The sequence below is a fragment of the Bifidobacterium primatium genome (genome assembly GCF_002802875.1).
Classification (GTDB): domain Bacteria; phylum Actinomycetota; class Actinomycetes; order Actinomycetales; family Bifidobacteriaceae; genus Galliscardovia; species Galliscardovia primatium.
The window spans coordinates 407,096-424,487 of sequence record NZ_PEBI01000001.1 but is presented as its reverse complement, the minus strand read 5'-3'; the positions used below and the strand labels follow the sequence as shown (position 1 = coordinate 424,487).

General features: G+C 65.3%; 13 protein-coding genes and 1 tRNA gene. 6 read left to right on the top strand and 8 right to left on the bottom strand.

The genetic code is table 11. The features are described from left to right. Positions 1–65: 65 nt before the first annotated feature. The 5 genes from gdhA to CS006_RS01645 all read right to left on the bottom strand — a co-directional run bounded on the left by gdhA (position 66) and on the right by CS006_RS01645 (position 6,261). Positions 66–1,412, bottom strand: coding sequence for an NADP-specific glutamate dehydrogenase (gene gdhA, locus CS006_RS01665; protein WP_100510447.1), 1,347 nt, complete (start codon positions 1,410–1,412; stop codon positions 66–68). Positions 1,413–1,701: 289 nt separating this feature from the next. Further along, positions 1,702–2,397: a DUF4125 family protein gene (locus CS006_RS01660; RefSeq protein ID WP_423734818.1), complete on the bottom strand. Its 696-nt coding sequence runs from the start codon at positions 2,395–2,397 to the stop codon at positions 1,702–1,704. Positions 2,398–2,641: 244 nt separating this feature from the next. Beyond that, positions 2,642–4,738: a DUF4037 domain-containing protein gene (locus CS006_RS01655; RefSeq protein WP_100510044.1), complete on the bottom strand. Its 2,097-nt coding sequence runs from the start codon at positions 4,736–4,738 to the stop codon at positions 2,642–2,644. A 137-nt stretch (positions 4,739–4,875) separates the two neighbouring features. Further along, a complete protein-coding gene (locus CS006_RS01650) occupies positions 4,876–6,063 on the bottom strand; it encodes an MFS transporter (RefSeq protein WP_100510043.1) in 1,188 nt (395 codons plus the stop codon). A 121-nt stretch (positions 6,064–6,184) separates the two neighbouring features. Continuing rightward, positions 6,185–6,261 (bottom strand) — tRNA-Pro (locus CS006_RS01645). 238 nt (positions 6,262–6,499) lie between these two features. Between CS006_RS01645 and lysS the strand changes: the two genes are divergently transcribed. The 4 genes from lysS (at position 6,500) to CS006_RS01625 (ending at position 11,919) form a co-directional block, all read left to right on the top strand. Beyond that, on the top strand, positions 6,500–8,191 hold the full coding sequence (gene lysS, locus CS006_RS01640; protein WP_100510042.1) for a lysine--tRNA ligase: 1,692 nt from the start codon (positions 6,500–6,502) through the stop codon (positions 8,189–8,191). Between the two features lie 363 nt (positions 8,192–8,554). Beyond that, on the top strand, positions 8,555–9,817 hold the full coding sequence (locus tag CS006_RS01635; RefSeq protein ID WP_100510041.1) for an MFS transporter: 1,263 nt from the start codon (positions 8,555–8,557) through the stop codon (positions 9,815–9,817). Between the two features lie 107 nt (positions 9,818–9,924). After that, on the top strand, positions 9,925–11,073 hold the full coding sequence (menA, locus tag CS006_RS01630; RefSeq protein ID WP_100510040.1) for a 1,4-dihydroxy-2-naphthoate octaprenyltransferase: 1,149 nt from the start codon (positions 9,925–9,927) through the stop codon (positions 11,071–11,073). 108 nt (positions 11,074–11,181) lie between these two features. After that, positions 11,182–11,919 (top strand): phosphoglyceromutase, encoded by a 738-nt coding sequence (locus CS006_RS01625; protein WP_100510039.1) that lies wholly within the window; start codon positions 11,182–11,184, stop codon positions 11,917–11,919. Positions 11,920–12,108: 189 nt separating this feature from the next. On the opposite strand, the gene phoU is transcribed toward CS006_RS01625, so the two are convergent. Beyond that, positions 12,109–12,816: a phosphate signaling complex protein PhoU gene (gene phoU / locus CS006_RS01620; RefSeq protein ID WP_100510038.1), complete on the bottom strand. Its 708-nt coding sequence runs from the start codon at positions 12,814–12,816 to the stop codon at positions 12,109–12,111. 226 nt (positions 12,817–13,042) lie between these two features. On the opposite strand from phoU, the gene CS006_RS01615 reads away from it, so the two are divergent. Continuing rightward, the gene (locus CS006_RS01615) at positions 13,043–14,329 is read left to right on the top strand and encodes a sensor histidine kinase (protein WP_243386591.1); all 1,287 of its coding nucleotides are present in this window, start codon (positions 13,043–13,045) and stop codon (positions 14,327–14,329) included. 42 nt (positions 14,330–14,371) lie between these two features. Here the strand turns inward: CS006_RS01615 and CS006_RS01610 are convergent, their stop codons facing one another. Next, entirely contained in the window at positions 14,372–14,626 is a 255-nt protein-coding gene (locus CS006_RS01610; protein WP_100510037.1) for a DUF2530 domain-containing protein, read from the bottom strand. A gap of 84 nt (positions 14,627–14,710) precedes the next feature. Between CS006_RS01610 and manA the strand changes: the two genes are divergently transcribed. Continuing rightward, positions 14,711–16,066: a mannose-6-phosphate isomerase, class I gene (manA, locus tag CS006_RS01605; protein ID WP_100510036.1), complete on the top strand. Its 1,356-nt coding sequence runs from the start codon at positions 14,711–14,713 to the stop codon at positions 16,064–16,066. Positions 16,067–16,145: 79 nt separating this feature from the next. Here manA and serC read toward each other — a convergent pair whose 3' ends face one another. Then, positions 16,146–17,291, bottom strand: coding sequence for a phosphoserine transaminase (gene serC / locus CS006_RS01600; RefSeq protein ID WP_100510035.1), 1,146 nt, complete (start codon positions 17,289–17,291; stop codon positions 16,146–16,148). Between the last annotated feature and the right edge of the window lie 101 nt (positions 17,292–17,392).

The following is a 17,392-nucleotide window of genomic DNA, read 5'->3' as shown; positions in this document are numbered from 1 at the left end:
GTTATGAAATCAATTCAAGACCAGAGGGAGCGTCGCCGATCGCCGAAGGGCGATGGATGCGTTGATCACAGCACGCCCTGGGCGACCATGGCGTTGGCGACCTTGACGAAGCCGGCGGCGTTGGCGCCGAGCATGAGGTCGCCCTCGTGGCCGTATTCCTTGGCGGCGGCCAGGGACTCGGCGACGATGGTCTCCATGATGTTCTTCAGCTTGGCGTCGACCTCGTCGAACGTCCAGGAGAGACGGTAGCTGTTCTGGCTCATCTCGAGGCCGGAGACGGCGACGCCGCCTGCGTTCGCGGCCTTGGCCGGGCCGTACAGCAGGCCGGCGTCCTGGTAGACGGCGATGGCCTCCGGGGTCGACGGCATGTTGGCGCCCTCGACCACGGCCTGCACGCCATTGGCGACCAGAGCCTTCGCGGACTCCTCGTCGATCTCGTTCTGCGTGGCGCACGGCAGGGCGATGTCGCACTTCACGGTCCACACGCCGGAGCAGCCCTCGTGGTATTCGGCGCCCGGAACGCGCTCGGCGTACTCCTTGATGCGGCCGCGCTCGACCTCCTTGATCTGCTTGACCACGTCGACGTTGATGCCGTTCGGATCGTAGACGTAGCCGTTGGAGTCGGAGACGGTGACGACCTTGGCGCCCAGCTGCTCGGCCTTCTGCGCGGCGTAGATGGCCACGTTGCCGGAGCCGGAGATCACGACGGTCTTGCCTTCGAACGAATCGTTCTTCAGCACGCGCAGGGCCTCCTGCGTGTAGTAGCACACGCCGTAGCCGGTGGCCTCGGTGCGGGCGAGCGAGCCGCCGAACTCCAGGCCCTTGCCGGTGAGCACGCCGGAGTATTCGTCGCGGATGCGCTTGTACTGGCCGAACAGGTAGCCGATCTCGCGACCGCCCACGTTGATGTCGCCGGCCGGGACGTCGGTGAACTGGCCGATGTGACGGCACAGTTCGGTCATGAAGGCCTGGCAGAAGCGCATGACCTCGGCGTCGGAACGGCCCTTCGGGTTGAAGTCGGAGCCGCCCTTGCCGCCACCCATCGGCAGCGTGGTCAGGCTGTTCTTCAGAATCTGCTCGAAGCCGAGGAACTTGATGACGCCCTCGTTGACGGTCGGGTGGAAGCGCAGGCCGCCCTTGTACGGTCCGATGGCGGAGTTGAACTGAACACGGTAGCCGCGGTTCACCTGCACCTTGCCTTCGTCGTCGATCCAGGCGACACGGAACTTGACGATGCGCTCGGGCTCGACGATGCGCTCGAGAACGCCGTTCTTCTCGTATTCGGGGTGCTTCTCGACGACCGGCTCGAGGGATTCGAAGACCTCGCGAACGGCCTGCAGGAACTCCGGCTGGTCACCATCGCGCTGCTCCACCTGATCGTAGACGCGCTTGAGATATTCGTTGTTCAGCATCATGCTCCTTAGCATGTAGGGAGCCTCGCCGTCATGCCCGCTTGTGCACATACACCTGTGCCATGGTCTTCATGGTCGTGACGTAATCGCGGGGAAGGGCGGCAACGCTCTGATTGGTGAGAACAGTCTCATCATAGGTCAGATTGCCTCCCAAGTGAATACCTATTCCACATATAGGAAAACCCTATCGGTCGGGATGGCCCTGCCGATTCGCGTCCGTGGACCGTCGGACGCATTGGGCCGGGGCCGTATGATACCGGCCCCGGCCCGTACGGACGCGGCTGCGGGACTATTGCGCGGCTTCCGCCTCGTCGAGGCCGTCGAAGCCGCCGAGAATCACCGTCGTGGCGATGGTCTGCTCGGTGATGTTCACGCCCGCGTTGCGCAGGTCGATGATCATCAGCGCGTACTTGTGGAACGTGCGGTCGGAATACGTGCCGAGCTCGCCGCGCAGATACGTCTCGAACGACGTCGTGCCGATTTCGTCCTGGTCGGTGGTCAGCACGCGCATCGCCTCGCCGAGCTTCGGGTAGCGCTCGCGGAACTCGCGCGCCCACTGCACCTGCTGTTTGATGACGGCCTCCTGTGCCTCCACGCGCTCATGGTCGAGCTTCGGCAGCGAGGGCTCGAGCTCGGCATGATAGCGTTCCGGCTCGGTGGATTCCATCATGCGCGCGTACTTCTCGGTCAGCAGATTGCGGCCGTCCTTGTCGGCGTCGTCGAGGTCCTGCGCGTAGCTGTCGAGCAGGTCGATGCGCCAGGTGAGGAACTGGCTGATGCGCATCTGATGGAACGTCGGCCAGTTGCCCTGGCAGTTGGCGCGGCCTCCTTGGTTGTTGACCTCCTGGAACTGGTTCCATTCGTGGCGCACGATGAGTTCGGCCTTATGCGCCTGCTCGTTGATGTCGCTCTGTTCGTCGTACCACAGCGTGCTGGTGAGCGTGTGGTCGGCGCTTTCGTGGGTTGCGTTGGTTGCTTCGGACAACGGAATCTCCTTGGATTGTGAAATGTGATGAAGCTGAAGTGGACGGATGGGCATGGTGGACTCCCCTCAGTCCGCCTTCGGCGGCCAGCTCCCCTCAACGAGGGGAGCCAATGGGGAAGGGCATTTCGGCCTCGGCGGGGAGCCGGTGGGGATCTGGAGCAGAAGTTCCATCTTCATTGGCTCCCCTCCCGGCGGAGGGGAGCTGTCGGCGCCAGCCGACTGAGGGGAGCCCTACCAAACCGCGTTACAGGCTCTTGAGCCAGGGGTTGGTGATGTGCTCCTCCACGTACGGGCGCTGCCATTCGAGGAACGTCTCGTCGCTGCGGGTCAGTCCGTCGCGGCGCAGCTCCGTAAGCACCTCGGCGCACAGGTGGTCGATGACCTCCGTCACCTGCCTGACGACCGGGCCCGCGCCCTTGCCGCCCTCGCCGAATCCGGCGCCGCCGAAGCAGGCCGCCGAGGAGAGCCGAAGCAGCGTCTCCAGCTGCTCGGCCGCGTCGTCCATGCGCGTGACCGGTCCGCGGCACAGCTTGCGCAGTGCGGCGAACTGCCACTTGTAGTACGGCAGATACCCCACGGTGATCGGTTCGTTGATGAGGTACACGAACGACGAGACCGCCTTGACGAACTCCTCGATGGACAGCCAGGCGGCTGCGCCGTCGCCGCGCTTGATCATGCGCGGGAAGTTGTACTGCCCGGCCTGCGAGATCATGCCGATGCGGCGCGAGATCAGCGCGATGCGCACGTCGTCGGGCATGTCCTTGAATCCCTGACGCGTCTTGGAGAACGCGCCGAGCGGGTCGGCGAAGATCTGGCCGTTGGTCGCGGCGGCCAGTGTCGCCTCGTCAAGCATCAGCCACTCGTGCGCCTTGGCGGGATCGTCGCCGGGCGCCTCGCGATAGCCGGTGATGCCCTCGAAGAAGTCGCCGATGGAGAACGCGCCCTCGCGGCGGCCCGCGCCCTGCGCGCGCGGCGTCGCCGAATCGGCGCCCTTCACCGTGAAGCCCATGAACTCCTTCGGCAGCAGCGTCTCGTAGTCATGCTGCAGCTGCTCGCCGATCTTCGCGTAGTCCTCGTCGGTCAGCCACATGCAGAAACGCGGGCCGAAGTCATGGTCCTGCGAGATCTCGTCGTCGAATCCGTAGCATTCCGAACCGTGGCCGACCAGGCCGGCGGCGATGCGGCCCTTGTATTCCGGATAGCGGTCGGCGATCATCGGCTTGCCGCAGTTCTTCCAGTATTCCTTCGCCAGCTTCAGCCCGGTGATGGCCGGTCGGGCCGTGGCGACGGGCTTGGCGGCCGGCACGCTCGGAGCCGCCGTGTTCTCGGCGCCCGCGGCCGCCGGCGCGGCCTGTGCGGCCGACGACGTCATCGCCTGCCGTTCCTTGTCCACATGCCAGTCGAACGACTGCGCCGCGCCCGCCAGTTTCGTCGCGGTCGTCGAATCGTCGGCGAACCGCGAGCCTTCGTCATCCCAGAAGTCGGAGCCGTCGTCGGCCGGCACGGCGACGCCGGCCTTGGCCGCGGCCGCTTCCACGCTGTCGAGGTTCTCCTTTGTGATTGTGTAGTAGTCGTTGTGGCCGTAGCATTCCTCGATCACGGCCAGCGACTTGCGGTAGGCGCGCACCGCGTTCGCCAGGTCGCCGGCGTGGAAGCAGGCCTGCGCGTAGCCGGCCAGGGCCGACGCGAAGTGGGCGCTGTTCTCCAGATGCCCGCGCTTGTAGATGCGCAGCGCCTCGGCCGCGTGTTTCAGCGCTTCGTCGTCACGTCCCTCGTTCATGAGGATCAGCGCGAGGTTCGTGTGCGTGGATGCCACGTCCACATCCTCGGTCGCGTTCACGCTCGACGATTCGAGAATCGACAGCGCCTTGCGCAATTCCTGCTCGGCCGGTTCCAGGCGGTTCGTCTCGGAATAGAGGATCGACAGATTGTTGTGCAGCGCGGCCAGACGACGGTCTGTCGGCGGCAGCGTCTTCTCACTGGACTCCAACGCCTCGCGGTAGAGCTTCTCGGCCTCGTCGTACTTGCCGGCCGCACGCGTTGCCGTGGCCGCGTTGATGAGCGTCGTCGCCCACGCGTCGCTGCCTTCGAGCCCCATGCGCTTCGCCAGTTCCAGCGACTCCTTCACCAGCGGCAGGTTGTCGTCGTGTCGGCCCTGCGAACGGTAGAATCCCAGCAGTTCGTTGATGACGGTCAGCTGGCCGGCGTCGTCGGCGAGCCGACGCGCCTCGGCCAGCGAATCCAGCAGATACGGCTCGGCCTTCGTGGCCGCGTCGTGCGCGGAGAAGATCGCGTCGAGACCCTGAATGAAACCATTGACGTCAAACGCTTCGTTGCCCATGCATCCCCCTTGATTTCGGTGATCGATAACGGGTTGTCATATCCACGTCAAGTCTAGATGTCGGCGGGCTCGGGAAACAGGGGAGGGGCGTGAAAACGGTGTGATATTACCCACAGCGAAGGGATGCGGCGGTAATATCACACCTCGATGCGGCGCATGCGTTCGTAGGCGCCGGTGTTGGTTTCGTGGCGCACCGAATACACGGCGAGGCAGACGACGGCCAGCAGCGCCAGCGGCGCGCCCGCCAGCGCGGGATAGTGATAGTCCATGCCGGTGGCGTTCAGCGCCGCGCCGCCGATGATGGAGCCGACGGCGTTGCCGAAATTGAACGCCACCTGCACGGCGGCGCCGCCGATGAGCTCGCCGCCGCCCTTGCCGGCGTTGGCCATGAGCAGCTGCTGCGGCGAGGAGACGAAGAACAGGCCGAACGCCACGACGAACGTCATGACGGCGGTGCCGAGGTGGCCGCCGGGAACGAGGAAGATGATGACGAGACCGAGCATGGAGATGCTCTGGCCGAGGGCGGCGGTGCCGGCGTAGCGCCACGCGTCGCAGATCCTGCCGCCGATGAGTCCGCCGACGACCATGCCGAGACCGGCGAGCATCATGAGCATCGGCACGAGGCCGGAGGCGTATCCGCCGACGTTGGTCAGCCAGGGGGAGACGTAGCTCCACCAGCAGAACACGCCGGAATTGCCGAGGAACACGGCGGCGAGGATGAGCCAGGGGCCGCGCCTGCGCAGGAACTCGAACTGGCCGGCCAGGCCGACGTCCTTCACGGCGGGCAGCGCCGGAATCCAGGCGAGCACGAGCGCGATGGTGACGGCCGCCCATGCGGCGAGCGCGCCGAATGCGAGCCGCCAGGAGAGGAATTCGCCGAGCATGGTGCCGGCGGGCACGCCGAGCATGTTGGCGATGGTCTGACCGGCCACCATGATGGAGACGGACTGCGCCTCCCTGCCCTTGTCGGCCACGGTCTTGGCGATGAGCGTGGCCGTGCCGAAGAACGCGCCGTGCGGCAGGCCCGAGATGAAGCGGGCGACGACGAGCATGCCGGCGCTGACGGAGAACGCGGACAGCGCATTGCCGATGACGACCAGCGCCATGAACAGCAGGATGAGTCGCTTCGGAGGTATGCGCCGTCCGAAGACGAGGATGAGCGTGCCGGCGCATACGCCGATGGCATAGGCGGAGATGAAGTTGCCGGCCTGGGGGATGGTGACGTGCATGTCGCGGGCGGCCTGCGAGAGGATGCCCATCATCACGAACTCCGCGGCGCCGAGGGCGAATGCGCCGAACGCCAGTGCGATAAGACTCTTCTTCATGATGCCTCTTCCGGGGTGTGTGGTGTCTTTTCCCTGACATCGGATTCCTGGTATCCGAATGACGTGATGCCTGTTGCGAAGATAATGAAAAACCCCGCTCGCAATGAGCGGGGTTTTTGTCTGGTCGGGCTGGCGGGATTTGAACCCGCGGCCTCTTCGTCCCGAACGAAGCGCGCTACCAAGCTGCGCTACAGCCCGTAAGACCTCGATAGATATTACACGAGTCGTCATTTATGGCAAAACATCGGCGTGTCGCGCATGATTTCGCGGATTCGTACCTGCGGGCGGTCGGTTTTTGCGGTTTTCCGTGACCCGGCGCGTCCGAATCAGGCCCCATTCGCCTCGAAAAGCTTCGCGCCGACCGTGAAAAACCACAAAACTCAGGTGTTCGTGGACGGAGGGACTGTGTATCGCCGCATCGCTACACTGTGATGATATGACTGAGTCGAATGAGAACACTCCCATCGCTGATTCCGCCGAGAACGAGCAGGAATCCACCCCCCGCATGACCACCGTCGAACGCGCCGAGATGCTCCTCAAGCAGGACGCCGCCATCACCGAGCGCGTGAGGAACGGCGCCTCCCTCGATGACGCCGTCGACCCCTCCAACAAGGAATTCGGCCCGCTCGCCCACTCCGAGCAGGTGCAGATGCGCGTCGCCAAGCGCGCCATGATGCTCAACAGCGGCATGGAGCCCTACCCGGTCCATCTTGACGTGACCGACACCATCGAGGCCGTGCGCGCCAAGTACGACGGCAAGCTCGAGGCCGGCGACGAGACCGAGGACGTGGTCGGCATCGCCGGACGCGTGCTGTTCCTGCGCAACGCGGGCGGCCTGTGCTTCGTGCAGCTCTCCGCCGGCGACGGCACCAAGATCCAGGGCATGATCTCCAAGCGCGAGATCGGCGCCGATTCGCTCAAGCAGTTCAAGCAGCTCGTCGACCTCGGCGACCACCTGTACATCCGCGGCCGCGTGATCGCCTCCAAGACGGGCGAGCTCTCCGTGTTCGCCACCGAGTGGGCCATCGCCTCCAAGGCGCTGCAGCCGCTGCCCGCCCTGCACAAGGACCTCAACGAGGACACCCGCACCCGCAAGCCCTACATCGGCATGATCGCCGACGAGAACATCCGCAACATGGTGCGCAACCGCTCCAAGGCCGTCGCCTCGCTGCGTCACACCTTCGCCGGCCACGACTTCATCGAGGTGGAGACCCCGATGCTGCAGACCGTGCACGGCGGCGCCGCGGCCCGTCCGTTCACCACGCACATGAACGCGTTCGACCTCGACCTCTACCTGCGCATCGCGCCGGAGCTGTTCCTCAAGCGCTGCCTCGTCGGCGGCATCGACCGCGTGTTCGAGATCAACCGCGACTTCCGCAACGAAGGCGTCGACGCCACGCACGCCCCCGAGTTCACCATGGTCGAGGCCTACCAGGCGTACGGCACGTACGACACCATCGGCGACCTCGTCAAGGAGCTCGTGCAGAAGACCGCCATGGACGTCTACGGTTCGCACAAGGTCACGCTGCTCGACGGCACCGAATACGACTTCGGTGGCGAATGGAGGACCATCAGCATGTACGACTCCCTCTCCGAGGCCCTCGGCGAGGAGATCGTGCCCAACGGCGGCCCCGAGCATCCCGGCACCTCCGTGGAGCACCTCGGCGCCATCGCCGACAAGCTCGGCGTCGAACGCGACGACGTGGAGAACCACGGCAAGCTCGTCGAGCACCTGTGGGAGCACTTCTACGAGGACAAGCTCTACGAGCCCACCTTCGTGCGCGACTTCCCGGTCGAGACCTCCCCGCTGGTCAAGGGCCACCGTTCCAAGCCCGGCGTCGTGGAGAAGTGGGACCTCTATGTGCGTGGCTTCGAGCTGGCCACCGGCTACTCCGAGCTCAACGACCCCGTCGTGCAGCGTGAGCGTTTCGTGGCCCAGGCCAAGGATGCGCTCGCCGGCGACGAGGAGGCCTGCGACATCGACGAGGACTTCCTCGAGGCCCTCGGCGTGGGCATGCCCCCGGCCGGCGGCATGGGCATGGGCATCGACCGACTGCTCATCGCCCTGACCGGCGCCACCATCCGCGAGACCATCACCTTCCCGTTGGTCAAGCCGCTGGCGCTGTAGTCCGCGCGGAAAGGTCATGGGGCCGTGTTGCGGCGGCCCGTGCGGCGACCTGATTCGATTCGATGCGAGGCTCCCCTGTATGGGGAGCCTCGTTTGCTTTTCGGCAGACGCTTCGAGGTGTTTCCGGGGGCGTTTCGCAGTGTGTGCGGTGTGTTCGCGCTCCGTCCGGCGAATCCGTACATCGGCGTCAGCGTGTCACGATTTGCGGTTTGAACGTTCAATAAATAAACTCCGTTAATCGATTAAGGGCGTTACTTCATATTTGCCGCAGATGCTCATGCGGGCGGGCCCATGAAGGCGCTACCGGCATCGCAGACCCGTCGTGGCCCACCGGCGCCACGCAACGCTAGAAAAGAGTAACCGATGAGCACCTCCCAGACCGTTCCCGAGGAAGTCCTGCCTCAGAACGCCGCAGGCGAGGCCGACAAGCTCGGCAACGCCCCCTTCGCCGTACTGGTCCCCGTCATGATGTCGTTCTTCGTGATGGGCTTCGTCGACCTGGTCGGCACCGCGTCCAACTACGTGCAGTCCGACTTCGGGCTCTCCGATTCGGTGAGCAACATCTTCACCACCATGGTGTTCTTCTGGTTCCTCGTGCTGTCCGTGCCGGCCGGCATGCTCATGAACCGCATCGGCCGCCGCCGCACCGTCCTCGTCAGCATCGCCATCACCGCGCTCGGCTGCCTGCTGCCCATCATCGGCTACCTCATCCCCGCCAAGGCCGCGCAGCTCGCGTTCATCGTCGTCTCGTTCTGCCTGCTCGGCATCGGCAACACGTTCATGCAGGTCTCGCTCAACCCGCTCGTCGGCAACCTCGCCCATGACGAGAAGCTCGCCGGCATGCTCACCTTCGGCCAGTTCGTCAAGGCCATCGCCTCGTTCATCGCACCGCTGATCGCCGGCTGGGCCGCCGTCACGTTCGGCAAGTGGTGGCTGCTGTACCCCATCTATCTGGTCGTGGCCGTGCTCGCCTATGTGATGCTGAGCTTCGACGACATCAAGGAGAACGCGCCCGACACCGGCCATACCAGCATCACCGGCTGCTTCGCGCTGCTGAGGAACCCGGTCATCCTGCTGTGCTTCATCGGCATCGTCTGCCACGTCGGCGTCGACGTCGGCATCAACGCCACCGCCCCGAAGATCCTCATGGAGCATTCCACGCTCGGCCTCGAGGCCGCCGGCGGCGCCACCAGCGTCTACTTCGCGTTCCGCACGCTCGGCTGTCTCTCCGGATCGGTGCTTCTGCAGCGCTTCAGCCGCAAGGCCATGCTGCGCGTGTGCGGCGGGCTCATGGCGGCTGCATCCGTGTGCTTCCTGCTGTTCTCAGGCCTCTCCGGCATGCCCGTGTGGCTGGCGTACGTGGGCCTCGCCTGCGTCGGCATGGGCAACGCGAACGTGTTCTCCATCATGCTCACCACCGGCCTGCTGCATCTGCCCGAACGGCAGAACGAGGTCTCCGGCCTCATGATGATCGGCCTCATCGGCGGCGCTATCTTCCCGCCGCTCATGGGCCTGGCCTCCGACGCCATGGGCATGCAGCTCGGCGCGATTCTGGTCATGTCGGTCGGCGTGGTCTACATCGGCCTCATGGCCCTGTTCTTCCGCTCCTACGGCGCCACACGATAGCCATTCGGCCGAACAGGTTCCACGCCTCTCGGCCCGATCGGCTCTTGCCAGCTCCCCCTCCCGGGGGAGCCTTTTTATTTGCTCCTCCTTCCCGACGGAGGTATATCATGCCGCACATGACCAAATGCGGAACCAAACCAAACATACGACTCTGGCTGCGCGGCACGCGTCCGCGGACGCTGCCCGCATCCATCGCACCGGTCGTCGTCGGCGCCGCCGCGGCATGGAGCGTCTTGTCCCGATACGACGGCTGGGGACTGCGTTGCATCGCCGCCGACGAAGGTGTGTGGATGGACATGGAATCCGGCTACGGTCCCTGCGCCACGCCGTGGTACGCCCTCGACGGCGCACTGCCGCGCTTCCTCGGCGTGACCCTGCTGTGCGCCGGCGTCGCGCTGTTCCTCCAGATCGCCGTCAACTTCGCCAACGACTATTCCGACGGCGTCCGCGGCACCGACGCCCATCGCGCCGACGACGAATCCGGCACCGGCAGGCCGCAGCGTCTCGTCGCCTCCGGTCTGGTGAAGCCGAAGGCCGTACTCGCCGCCGCCGGCGTCGCCGCACTGCTCGCCTGCATCTGCGGCCTTGCCGTCGCCGTCGTCTCCCGCCAGTACTGGTTCATCGCCGTCGGCGTCGTATGCCTGCTCGCCGGCTGGTTCTACACCGGCGGCAGACATCCCTATGGCTACGCCGGCCTCGGCGAGATCTTCGTATTCGTGTTCTTCGGTCTTGTGGCCACGCTCGGCACCCAATACGCCATCTGCCAGTCGCTTGACGGCATCGGCATCCCGAACGCCGCCGTCATCGACTTCGCCACGCCCGGCGACGGCTCCGAATGGAGCTGGGTCTGGTTCGACCAGGGCCAGTTCGGCATCAGCGGCACCGGCATCCACGCCGCCGTATGCGTCGGTCTCAATGCGGTCATGCTGCTGATGATCAACAACCTGCGCGACATCGACGACGACCGGCTGCACGGCAAGCGCACACTGGCCGTACGACTGGGGGAGCGCGGCTCGCGTGCGGCGCTCGCCGTGTGCTGCGCGGTCGACTGGATGGCCTCCATACTCGTCATGATGATGACGTGGCTGCCGTGGGGACTGATTCCCTGGCTCGCCTTCGCGGCGGCGACGGTGGCCATGCTGCGCGCCATGGCCCGCCGCGACTTCGGCCGCGCACTGGGCTATGCCGGCATGCAGACGCTGGTCTTCGCCGTCGTCGTCGCGCTCAACGTCATCGCGGCCGGCGACGGCTGGTGACGGCGCCGGCTCGGCGATGGGACGGTCGTCGAAAAGTTCACCCGCCGGTCATCCTCGGGCGTGGATGATTGTGGAGTTTCGTCGCAAGAATGGCTTAGACTGCTAACTATGACTTACAAACTAGTACTGCTCCGTCACGGACAGAGCGCATGGAACAAGACCAATCAGTTCACCGGCTGGGTGGACGTCCCGCTGACCGAGCAGGGCGAAGCCGAAGCCAAGCGCGGCGGCGAGCTGCTCAAGGAGAAGAACGTCCTTCCGGACATCGTCTTCACCTCCCTGCTGCGTCGTGCCATCAACACCGCCAACATCGCCCTTGACGCCGCTGATCGCCTGTGGATCCCCGTCAAGCGCAGCTGGCACCTCAACGAGCGCCACTACGGCGCCCTGCAGGGCAAGAACAAGTCCGAGATCCGTCAGGAGTTCGGCGACGAGAAGTTCATGCTGTGGCGCCGTTCCTACGCCACCCCGCCGCCCGAGATCGACCCGAACGACCAGTACTCCCAGAACAACGACCCGCGTTACGCCGGCGACCCGGTCCCCGAGACCGAGGCCCTGGCCAACGTCGTGGCCCGCGTGACCCCGTACTGGGAGTCCGAGATCATCCCCGAGCTCAAGTCCGGCAAGACCGTCCTGATCGCCGCCCACGGCAACAGCCTTCGCGCCATCGTCAAGATGCTCGACGGCCTGACCGAAGAGGAGATCGCCAAGGTCAACATCCCGACCGCCATCCCGCTGGTCTACGAGCTTGACGAGAACTTCAAGCCCATCAAGCCGCGTGGCGAGTACCTCGACCCGGAGGCCGCCGCTGCCGGTGCCGCCGCCGTTGCCAACCAGGGCAAGTGATTTCCGGCCGTGAAGGCCTGAAGCTCTGACGAAGAGGCCCGCCGAGATGAATCGGCGGGCCTCTTTCATGCGTTGCCGTGCCGATATGGCGAATGATACGAAAAATCCCCGCAGGGCCCATGCCCGACGGGGATCTTTCGTATCGCGGTTGTTGTGGTTCGGCGAGCCGATGCCTCGGCTCCGAGAAAATCAGTTCTCCGGAGCGGCCAGGTACGGGTCGTTGGCGGAGGAGTCGGCCTTGGTCTTCGGAGCCTTCGACGGATCGAAGCCGGAGACGATGTAGACCAGACGGCGGGCGACGGAGACGGCGTGGTCGCCGAAACGCTCGTAGAAGCGGCCCAGCAGCACCACGTCGATGGTCTGCTGCGTGTTGCCGGTCCAGTTCTCGCCGTTGACGATATCGAAGACCTCGTGGTGCAGGTCGTCGAGCTTGTCGTCATCGATGATCAGCTGCTCGGCGAGCTTCTCGTCGCGGTTGTCGAGCGCGGTGATCAGCTTCTTGGTGGTCTCGTCGAGGAAGGCCTGCATCTGGGAGAAGACCTCGCGGGTCTCCGGCGTCAGAGCGGACTCCGGGTAGGTACGGCGTGCGATCTCCGCGACGTGACGGGCCAGATCGCCCATACGCTCGAAGGTGGAGGCCAGACGCAGCGTGGAGACGACCACGCGAAGGTCGGTCGCCACGGGGCTCTGCTTGGCCAGCAGTTGCACGCACTGGTTGATGACGCTGGTTTCCAGGGCGTCGATCTCCAGATCGCCATCGATGACGCTCTGGGCTGCCTCGACATCAGACTCGAGCAGTGCTTTGCCGGCGCCGAGGATCGCCGTACGCACTTCCTGTGCCATGCGGTCGAGGTCGTCGGCTACCTGCTTCAGCTCCTCGTTGAAAATAACGCGCATTGTTCTCATTGCCTTTCCATATATGGTCTGAGTGCAACCTCTCCCATTCTAGGGGAGGGACGGAGATTGCCCAGAACCGACCCGGAGAGTAAACCCTGAATTGGCTGAGTGTTTACCCCCGTGTTCACTCGATATTCACTTATGCCAACGGACTAGCGTACCGTGGTTTTCCCGCCATTGCGAAGACCCTGCGTTTCCGCATCGAAACTCGTGCCACAATGGAAGGGTGACCAACAGCAGCCCCGATGCCTTCTCGACGATCGTGCTCATCGTATTCGGTGTGATGATCCTCATCGCGTTCATCGCGATCATCGCCAAAATATACAACTGGGCGTATCCGTTTATTTCACGGTACATCAACGCCGATACGATTGCGCACTGGCGCGCCCGAATCGGCTTCAGGCCGTCCGGCCGCGACGACGATGACGACGATGACGACGACGATCTCGATTACGAGACCATCCGTCTGCTGGCCGTGCTGCCGTCGACGTCCATCGTGGTCAACGATGACGACGAGGTGCTCATCGCCGGTCCGGCGGCGTACCGCCTCGGCATCGTGGACGACGAGACCATCGTGAACGATCGCGTGCTTGCCGCGATCCACAGCGTGCGCGAATCCGGCGGAAAGCGTTCGTGCGAGCTGATGACCGAGACGGCCAAACGCTTCGCCGACCCATTCGTCATCAATGCCGACGAGGAATCCGAGACCCGCGACGGCGAGGGCAACGTGGTGTCGCGGCCGAACTGGCTGAAGGTCACCGTCGGCCAGATCGCCGACGACAAGACCGTCGTGCTCATCGACGACGTGAGCGAGGAGCGGCGTTTCGCCCAGGTGCGTGAGGATTTCGTCGCCAACGTCACCGAGCAGCTGCTCAGGCCCACGAAGGCGTTGGAGACGCTGGGCGAGGATCTCGAACAGGACGACGTCGACATCGACCGCATCATGGTGGAGGCGTCGCAGGTGCGCGAGTACGCCGCCCACATGGGGCATCTCGTCGCCGATCTGCTGCTGCTCATCAAGGCGCAGCAGAAGGTCGTGCCCGGCAAGGACAACGAGGTCAACCTGCTCGCCGAGGTGCGCCATGCGGCCGACGGCGTGCGCGCCGCCGCCGAGGCGAAGAATGTGCGCCTGGTGGTCAACGGAGACGATTCGCTCATGGTGCATGCCGAATCCGAGCAGTTGCAGGGGGCCGTGGTCAAGCTCATCGAGAACGCCGTCGAATATTCGCCGAGCAAGTCGGCGGTCGGCGTGGCCGTGTCGAGATCCAAGGACGGCAAGCACGCCGTCATCCGCGTGGTCGACCAGGGCTGCGGCATCTCCCGCGAGGATCAGCCCCGCATCTTCGAACGCTTCTATCGCGGCGGCAATCAGACGTCGGTCACCAAGGACGGCGTCGGCCTCGGCCTGGCGATCGTCAAGCATGTGGCGCTCACGCACCATGGCTCCGTATCGGTGTGGAGCGCGCCGCGCAAGGGCAGCACCTTCACCTTCACCCTGCCGCTGGCGCAATAGGCTCCGGTGCGGCGTCGGACATCGACGCCGCACCGTGCCGCGTCACTTGCCGAGACGGCGGTAGTACCAGCGGTTGAAATGCTCCCACGTGAGCAGCAGAACCCCGATGATCATGCCGGCGACGCAGACGATCAGCGACTTCACGGCGTTGATGCCGCACAACACGAGAATCAGGCAGACGATCGCGGCCACAAGCCACAGCGCCGTACCGAGGAAAAACACCCGATGAAGGTCCACCTGAGCCGGTTTCGGACCGGGCTTGCGGGCGCCTGGATCGATGATGGGTGCCAATTTCATAGAGAATACCTTACAACTCGGGGTAACCTTATGGGGTCATGACGTCGCCGGAACGGGCGGCGCGCCCGCCAGGAAGGAATGCCCATGATGCCGATGCGACCGGTGCCGAAACGGTACGCGTGGGGGTCGTCGCATCGTCTGCAGGCCATGTTCCCCGATTTCACGGCCGTCGACGGCCCCCTGGCGGAGCTGTGGTTCAGCGGGCACCGGCAGTCCCCGTCCACGGTCCTTCCCGAAGGTTCGGGGGAGGGGGTTTCTCTTGATGAGCTTGTTTGCCGCGAGCCGTTGGCGATGCTGGGGGAGCGGGTCTCGTCCGTCTGGGGTCCTGAACTGCCGTATCTCATGAAGGTCATCGCCGTCCACATGCCGCTCTCGCTCCAGGTGCATCCGGTCGCCTTCGAGGCGCGTGCGGGGTTCCACCGCGAGCAGATGCGCGGCGTGCCCGTGGACTCGCCGCGTCGCTCGTTCAAGGACGCCGTCGACAAATACGAGATGGTGGTGGCGTTGGAGCCGTTCGCCGCATCGGTGGGTTTCGCCCCGCTGCCCCGTCAGGTTCGCCTGCTGCGGGCGGTCGGCCATCCGCTGACGGACCGTATGGCCGATGCGTTGTCGGGAGGTCTCGATGCCGAGGGCGTCGGTCTTGATGTCTTCATGCCCATCGCCGCGCGTGCATGGTCGCTCACGCAGCGACGGGTCTTCCGCGCCTTCGCCACGGCCGTCGCATACGGCGAAACGTCCGCAGGCGCCTCGGCCGGCCCCATCGACTGGGTTCCGCTGCTTCAGGCCGCACGTTCGTCGCTGGCCGCATCGTGTTCCGGGGAGCGACGCGCGGCCGATCGTCATGCCTTCGACGCCCTGGACAACGCCATCGTCGCGGCCAGCGCGTTTCCCGGCGACCCCTGCGTGGCCTGCCTGCTGATGATGAACGCCGTGCGGCTGGCTCCCGGCGAGGCCGTGGCCATCGCGCCGGGGACCGTGCATGCGTATATCCATGGTCTGGCCGCCGAGATCATGACGAACTCGGACAACGTCCTGCGTGCCGGACTCACCGTCAAGCACCGCGACGTGCCGAGCGTGCTGCGCAACGTCGACGTCATGCCGGCGCCGCCGTACCGGGCGGAATGCCGGCGTCTGGGCGCGGATGCGGTGACGTACCGGCCCGAGGCCCTGCGCGAGTTCTCGCTGACGCTGGCCTCCGCCGGCGGGTTCGCCACGCCGGCGCGGCCGCGCGTGGCGATATGCCTCGGGGGCGAGGCACATCTGAGTGCGGGGGGCGGGAGAGCGGCCGTGCTGCACGGCGGCGAGGCCGTCTTCGTTCCCGCCGCCGACGGCGAGATGCGCATCACGGTCGGGGAAGGCGCGCCCGTCGCAGGCGACGGCGGCGGCCCGGGAACGCAATATGCCGGTGGCGGCCTGCTGTTGGCCTCCACCGGCATATGAGCGTCTCCATATGGGCGGCTCGTATCGTCCGCCTATATATATGGAATGCGCGGCCGCGTATGCGCGCCGCCGGCATCCGTCACTTCATGTGGTCGACGACGTAGTCGATGCAGTACGTCAGCGCCTCGACGTCGCCGGGCTTGACCGACGGGAACACGCCGATGCGCAGCTGGTTGCGACCCAGCTTGCGGTAGCCGTTCGTGTCGACGATGCCGTTCGCATGCAGTGCGGCGACGACGTTCGACGCGCTGATCGAATCGTCGAGGTCGATGGTGACCACCACGTTCGAGCGAATCGACTTGTCCTCGACGAACGGCCGGGCGTAGTCGGAGCGCTCCGCCCACGAGTACAGGATGTTCGCGGACTTCGCACAGCGCTTCGTCGCCCACTTGAGGCCGCCGTGCTCGTTGAGCCACGTCACCTGCTCGTTCATCAGCACCAGCGTGGCGATGGCCGGGGTGTTGAGCGTCTGGTTCTTGCGGGAGTTGTCGAGGGCCTTGGTGAGCGAGAGGAACGGCGGCACCCAGCGTCGGGCGCCCTCGAGCGTCGCGCTGTGCTCCACCTGTCCGGCGCGTTCGACGGCATCGGGGGAGAGGATGGCGAACCACAGGCCGCCGTCCGAGCCGAACACCTTCTGCGGGGAGAAATAGTAGGCATCGGTCTGTGCGATGTCGACCGGAAGGCCGCCGGCGCCGCTGGTGGCGTCGATGAGCGTGAGCGCATGCTGCTCCACGCTGCCCTCGACGCGTTCGACGGGCGCCATCACGCCGGTGGAGGTCTCGTTGTGCGCCCAGCAGTAGACGTCCACGTCCTCCGTGTACTTCGGCAGGGCGCATGAACCGAAGTCTGCCTTGTAGATCACCGGGTCCTCGAGGAACGGGGCGTTGGCGGCGCTGGCCGCGAACTTGCCGCTGAATGAACCGTAGGTGCCGAACGCGCCGCGTCGGGCGATGAGCGATGCGCAGGCCATCTCCCAGAACGCGCTGGCGCCGCCGTTGCCGAGGGCGACCTGGTATCCGTCGGGGATGGAGAAGTACTGCGCCAGACCCTCGCGGATGGAGGCGACGACATGCTTCACCGGCTGCTGGCGGTGCGACGTGCCGAGCAGCGTGGTGCCGGCCTCGGTGAGCGCGGCGATCTGCTTGCGACGGATCTTGCTGGGCCCGCAGCCGAAACGGCCGTCTTCGGGCAGGAGGGAGGAAGGGATTTTCACGGTGTCGATCATGGGCCCCAGCGTAGTGAGACCGGTGTATTTTCTCATAATGTGAGAATTTGGACAATACGGTGAACGTGGTGTTTCCTTTGGAAATACAAGGAGGGAACGGC

What these genes read in the sequence shown, in the direction of transcription:
- gdhA (WP_100510447.1), bottom strand. Translation starts at nt 1,412, where the DNA reads ATGCTGAACAACGAATATCTCAAGCGCGTCTACGATCAGGTGGAGCAG.
- CS006_RS01655 (WP_100510044.1), bottom strand. Translation starts at nt 4,738, where the DNA reads ATGGGCAACGAAGCGTTTGACGTCAATGGTTTCATTCAGGGTCTCGAC.
- CS006_RS01650 (WP_100510043.1), bottom strand. Translation starts at nt 6,063, where the DNA reads ATGAAGAAGAGTCTTATCGCACTGGCGTTCGGCGCATTCGCCCTCGGC.
- lysS (WP_100510042.1), top strand. Translation starts at nt 6,500, where the DNA reads ATGACTGAGTCGAATGAGAACACTCCCATCGCTGATTCCGCCGAGAAC.
- CS006_RS01635 (WP_100510041.1), top strand. Translation starts at nt 8,555, where the DNA reads ATGAGCACCTCCCAGACCGTTCCCGAGGAAGTCCTGCCTCAGAACGCC.
- menA (WP_100510040.1), top strand. Translation starts at nt 9,925, where the DNA reads ATGCCGCACATGACCAAATGCGGAACCAAACCAAACATACGACTCTGG.
- CS006_RS01625 (WP_100510039.1), top strand. Translation starts at nt 11,182, where the DNA reads ATGACTTACAAACTAGTACTGCTCCGTCACGGACAGAGCGCATGGAAC.
- phoU (WP_100510038.1), bottom strand. Translation starts at nt 12,816, where the DNA reads ATGCGCGTTATTTTCAACGAGGAGCTGAAGCAGGTAGCCGACGACCTC.
- CS006_RS01610 (WP_100510037.1), bottom strand. Translation starts at nt 14,626, where the DNA reads ATGAAATTGGCACCCATCATCGATCCAGGCGCCCGCAAGCCCGGTCCG.
- manA (WP_100510036.1), top strand. Translation starts at nt 14,711, where the DNA reads ATGATGCCGATGCGACCGGTGCCGAAACGGTACGCGTGGGGGTCGTCG.
- serC (WP_100510035.1), bottom strand. Translation starts at nt 17,291, where the DNA reads ATGATCGACACCGTGAAAATCCCTTCCTCCCTCCTGCCCGAAGACGGC.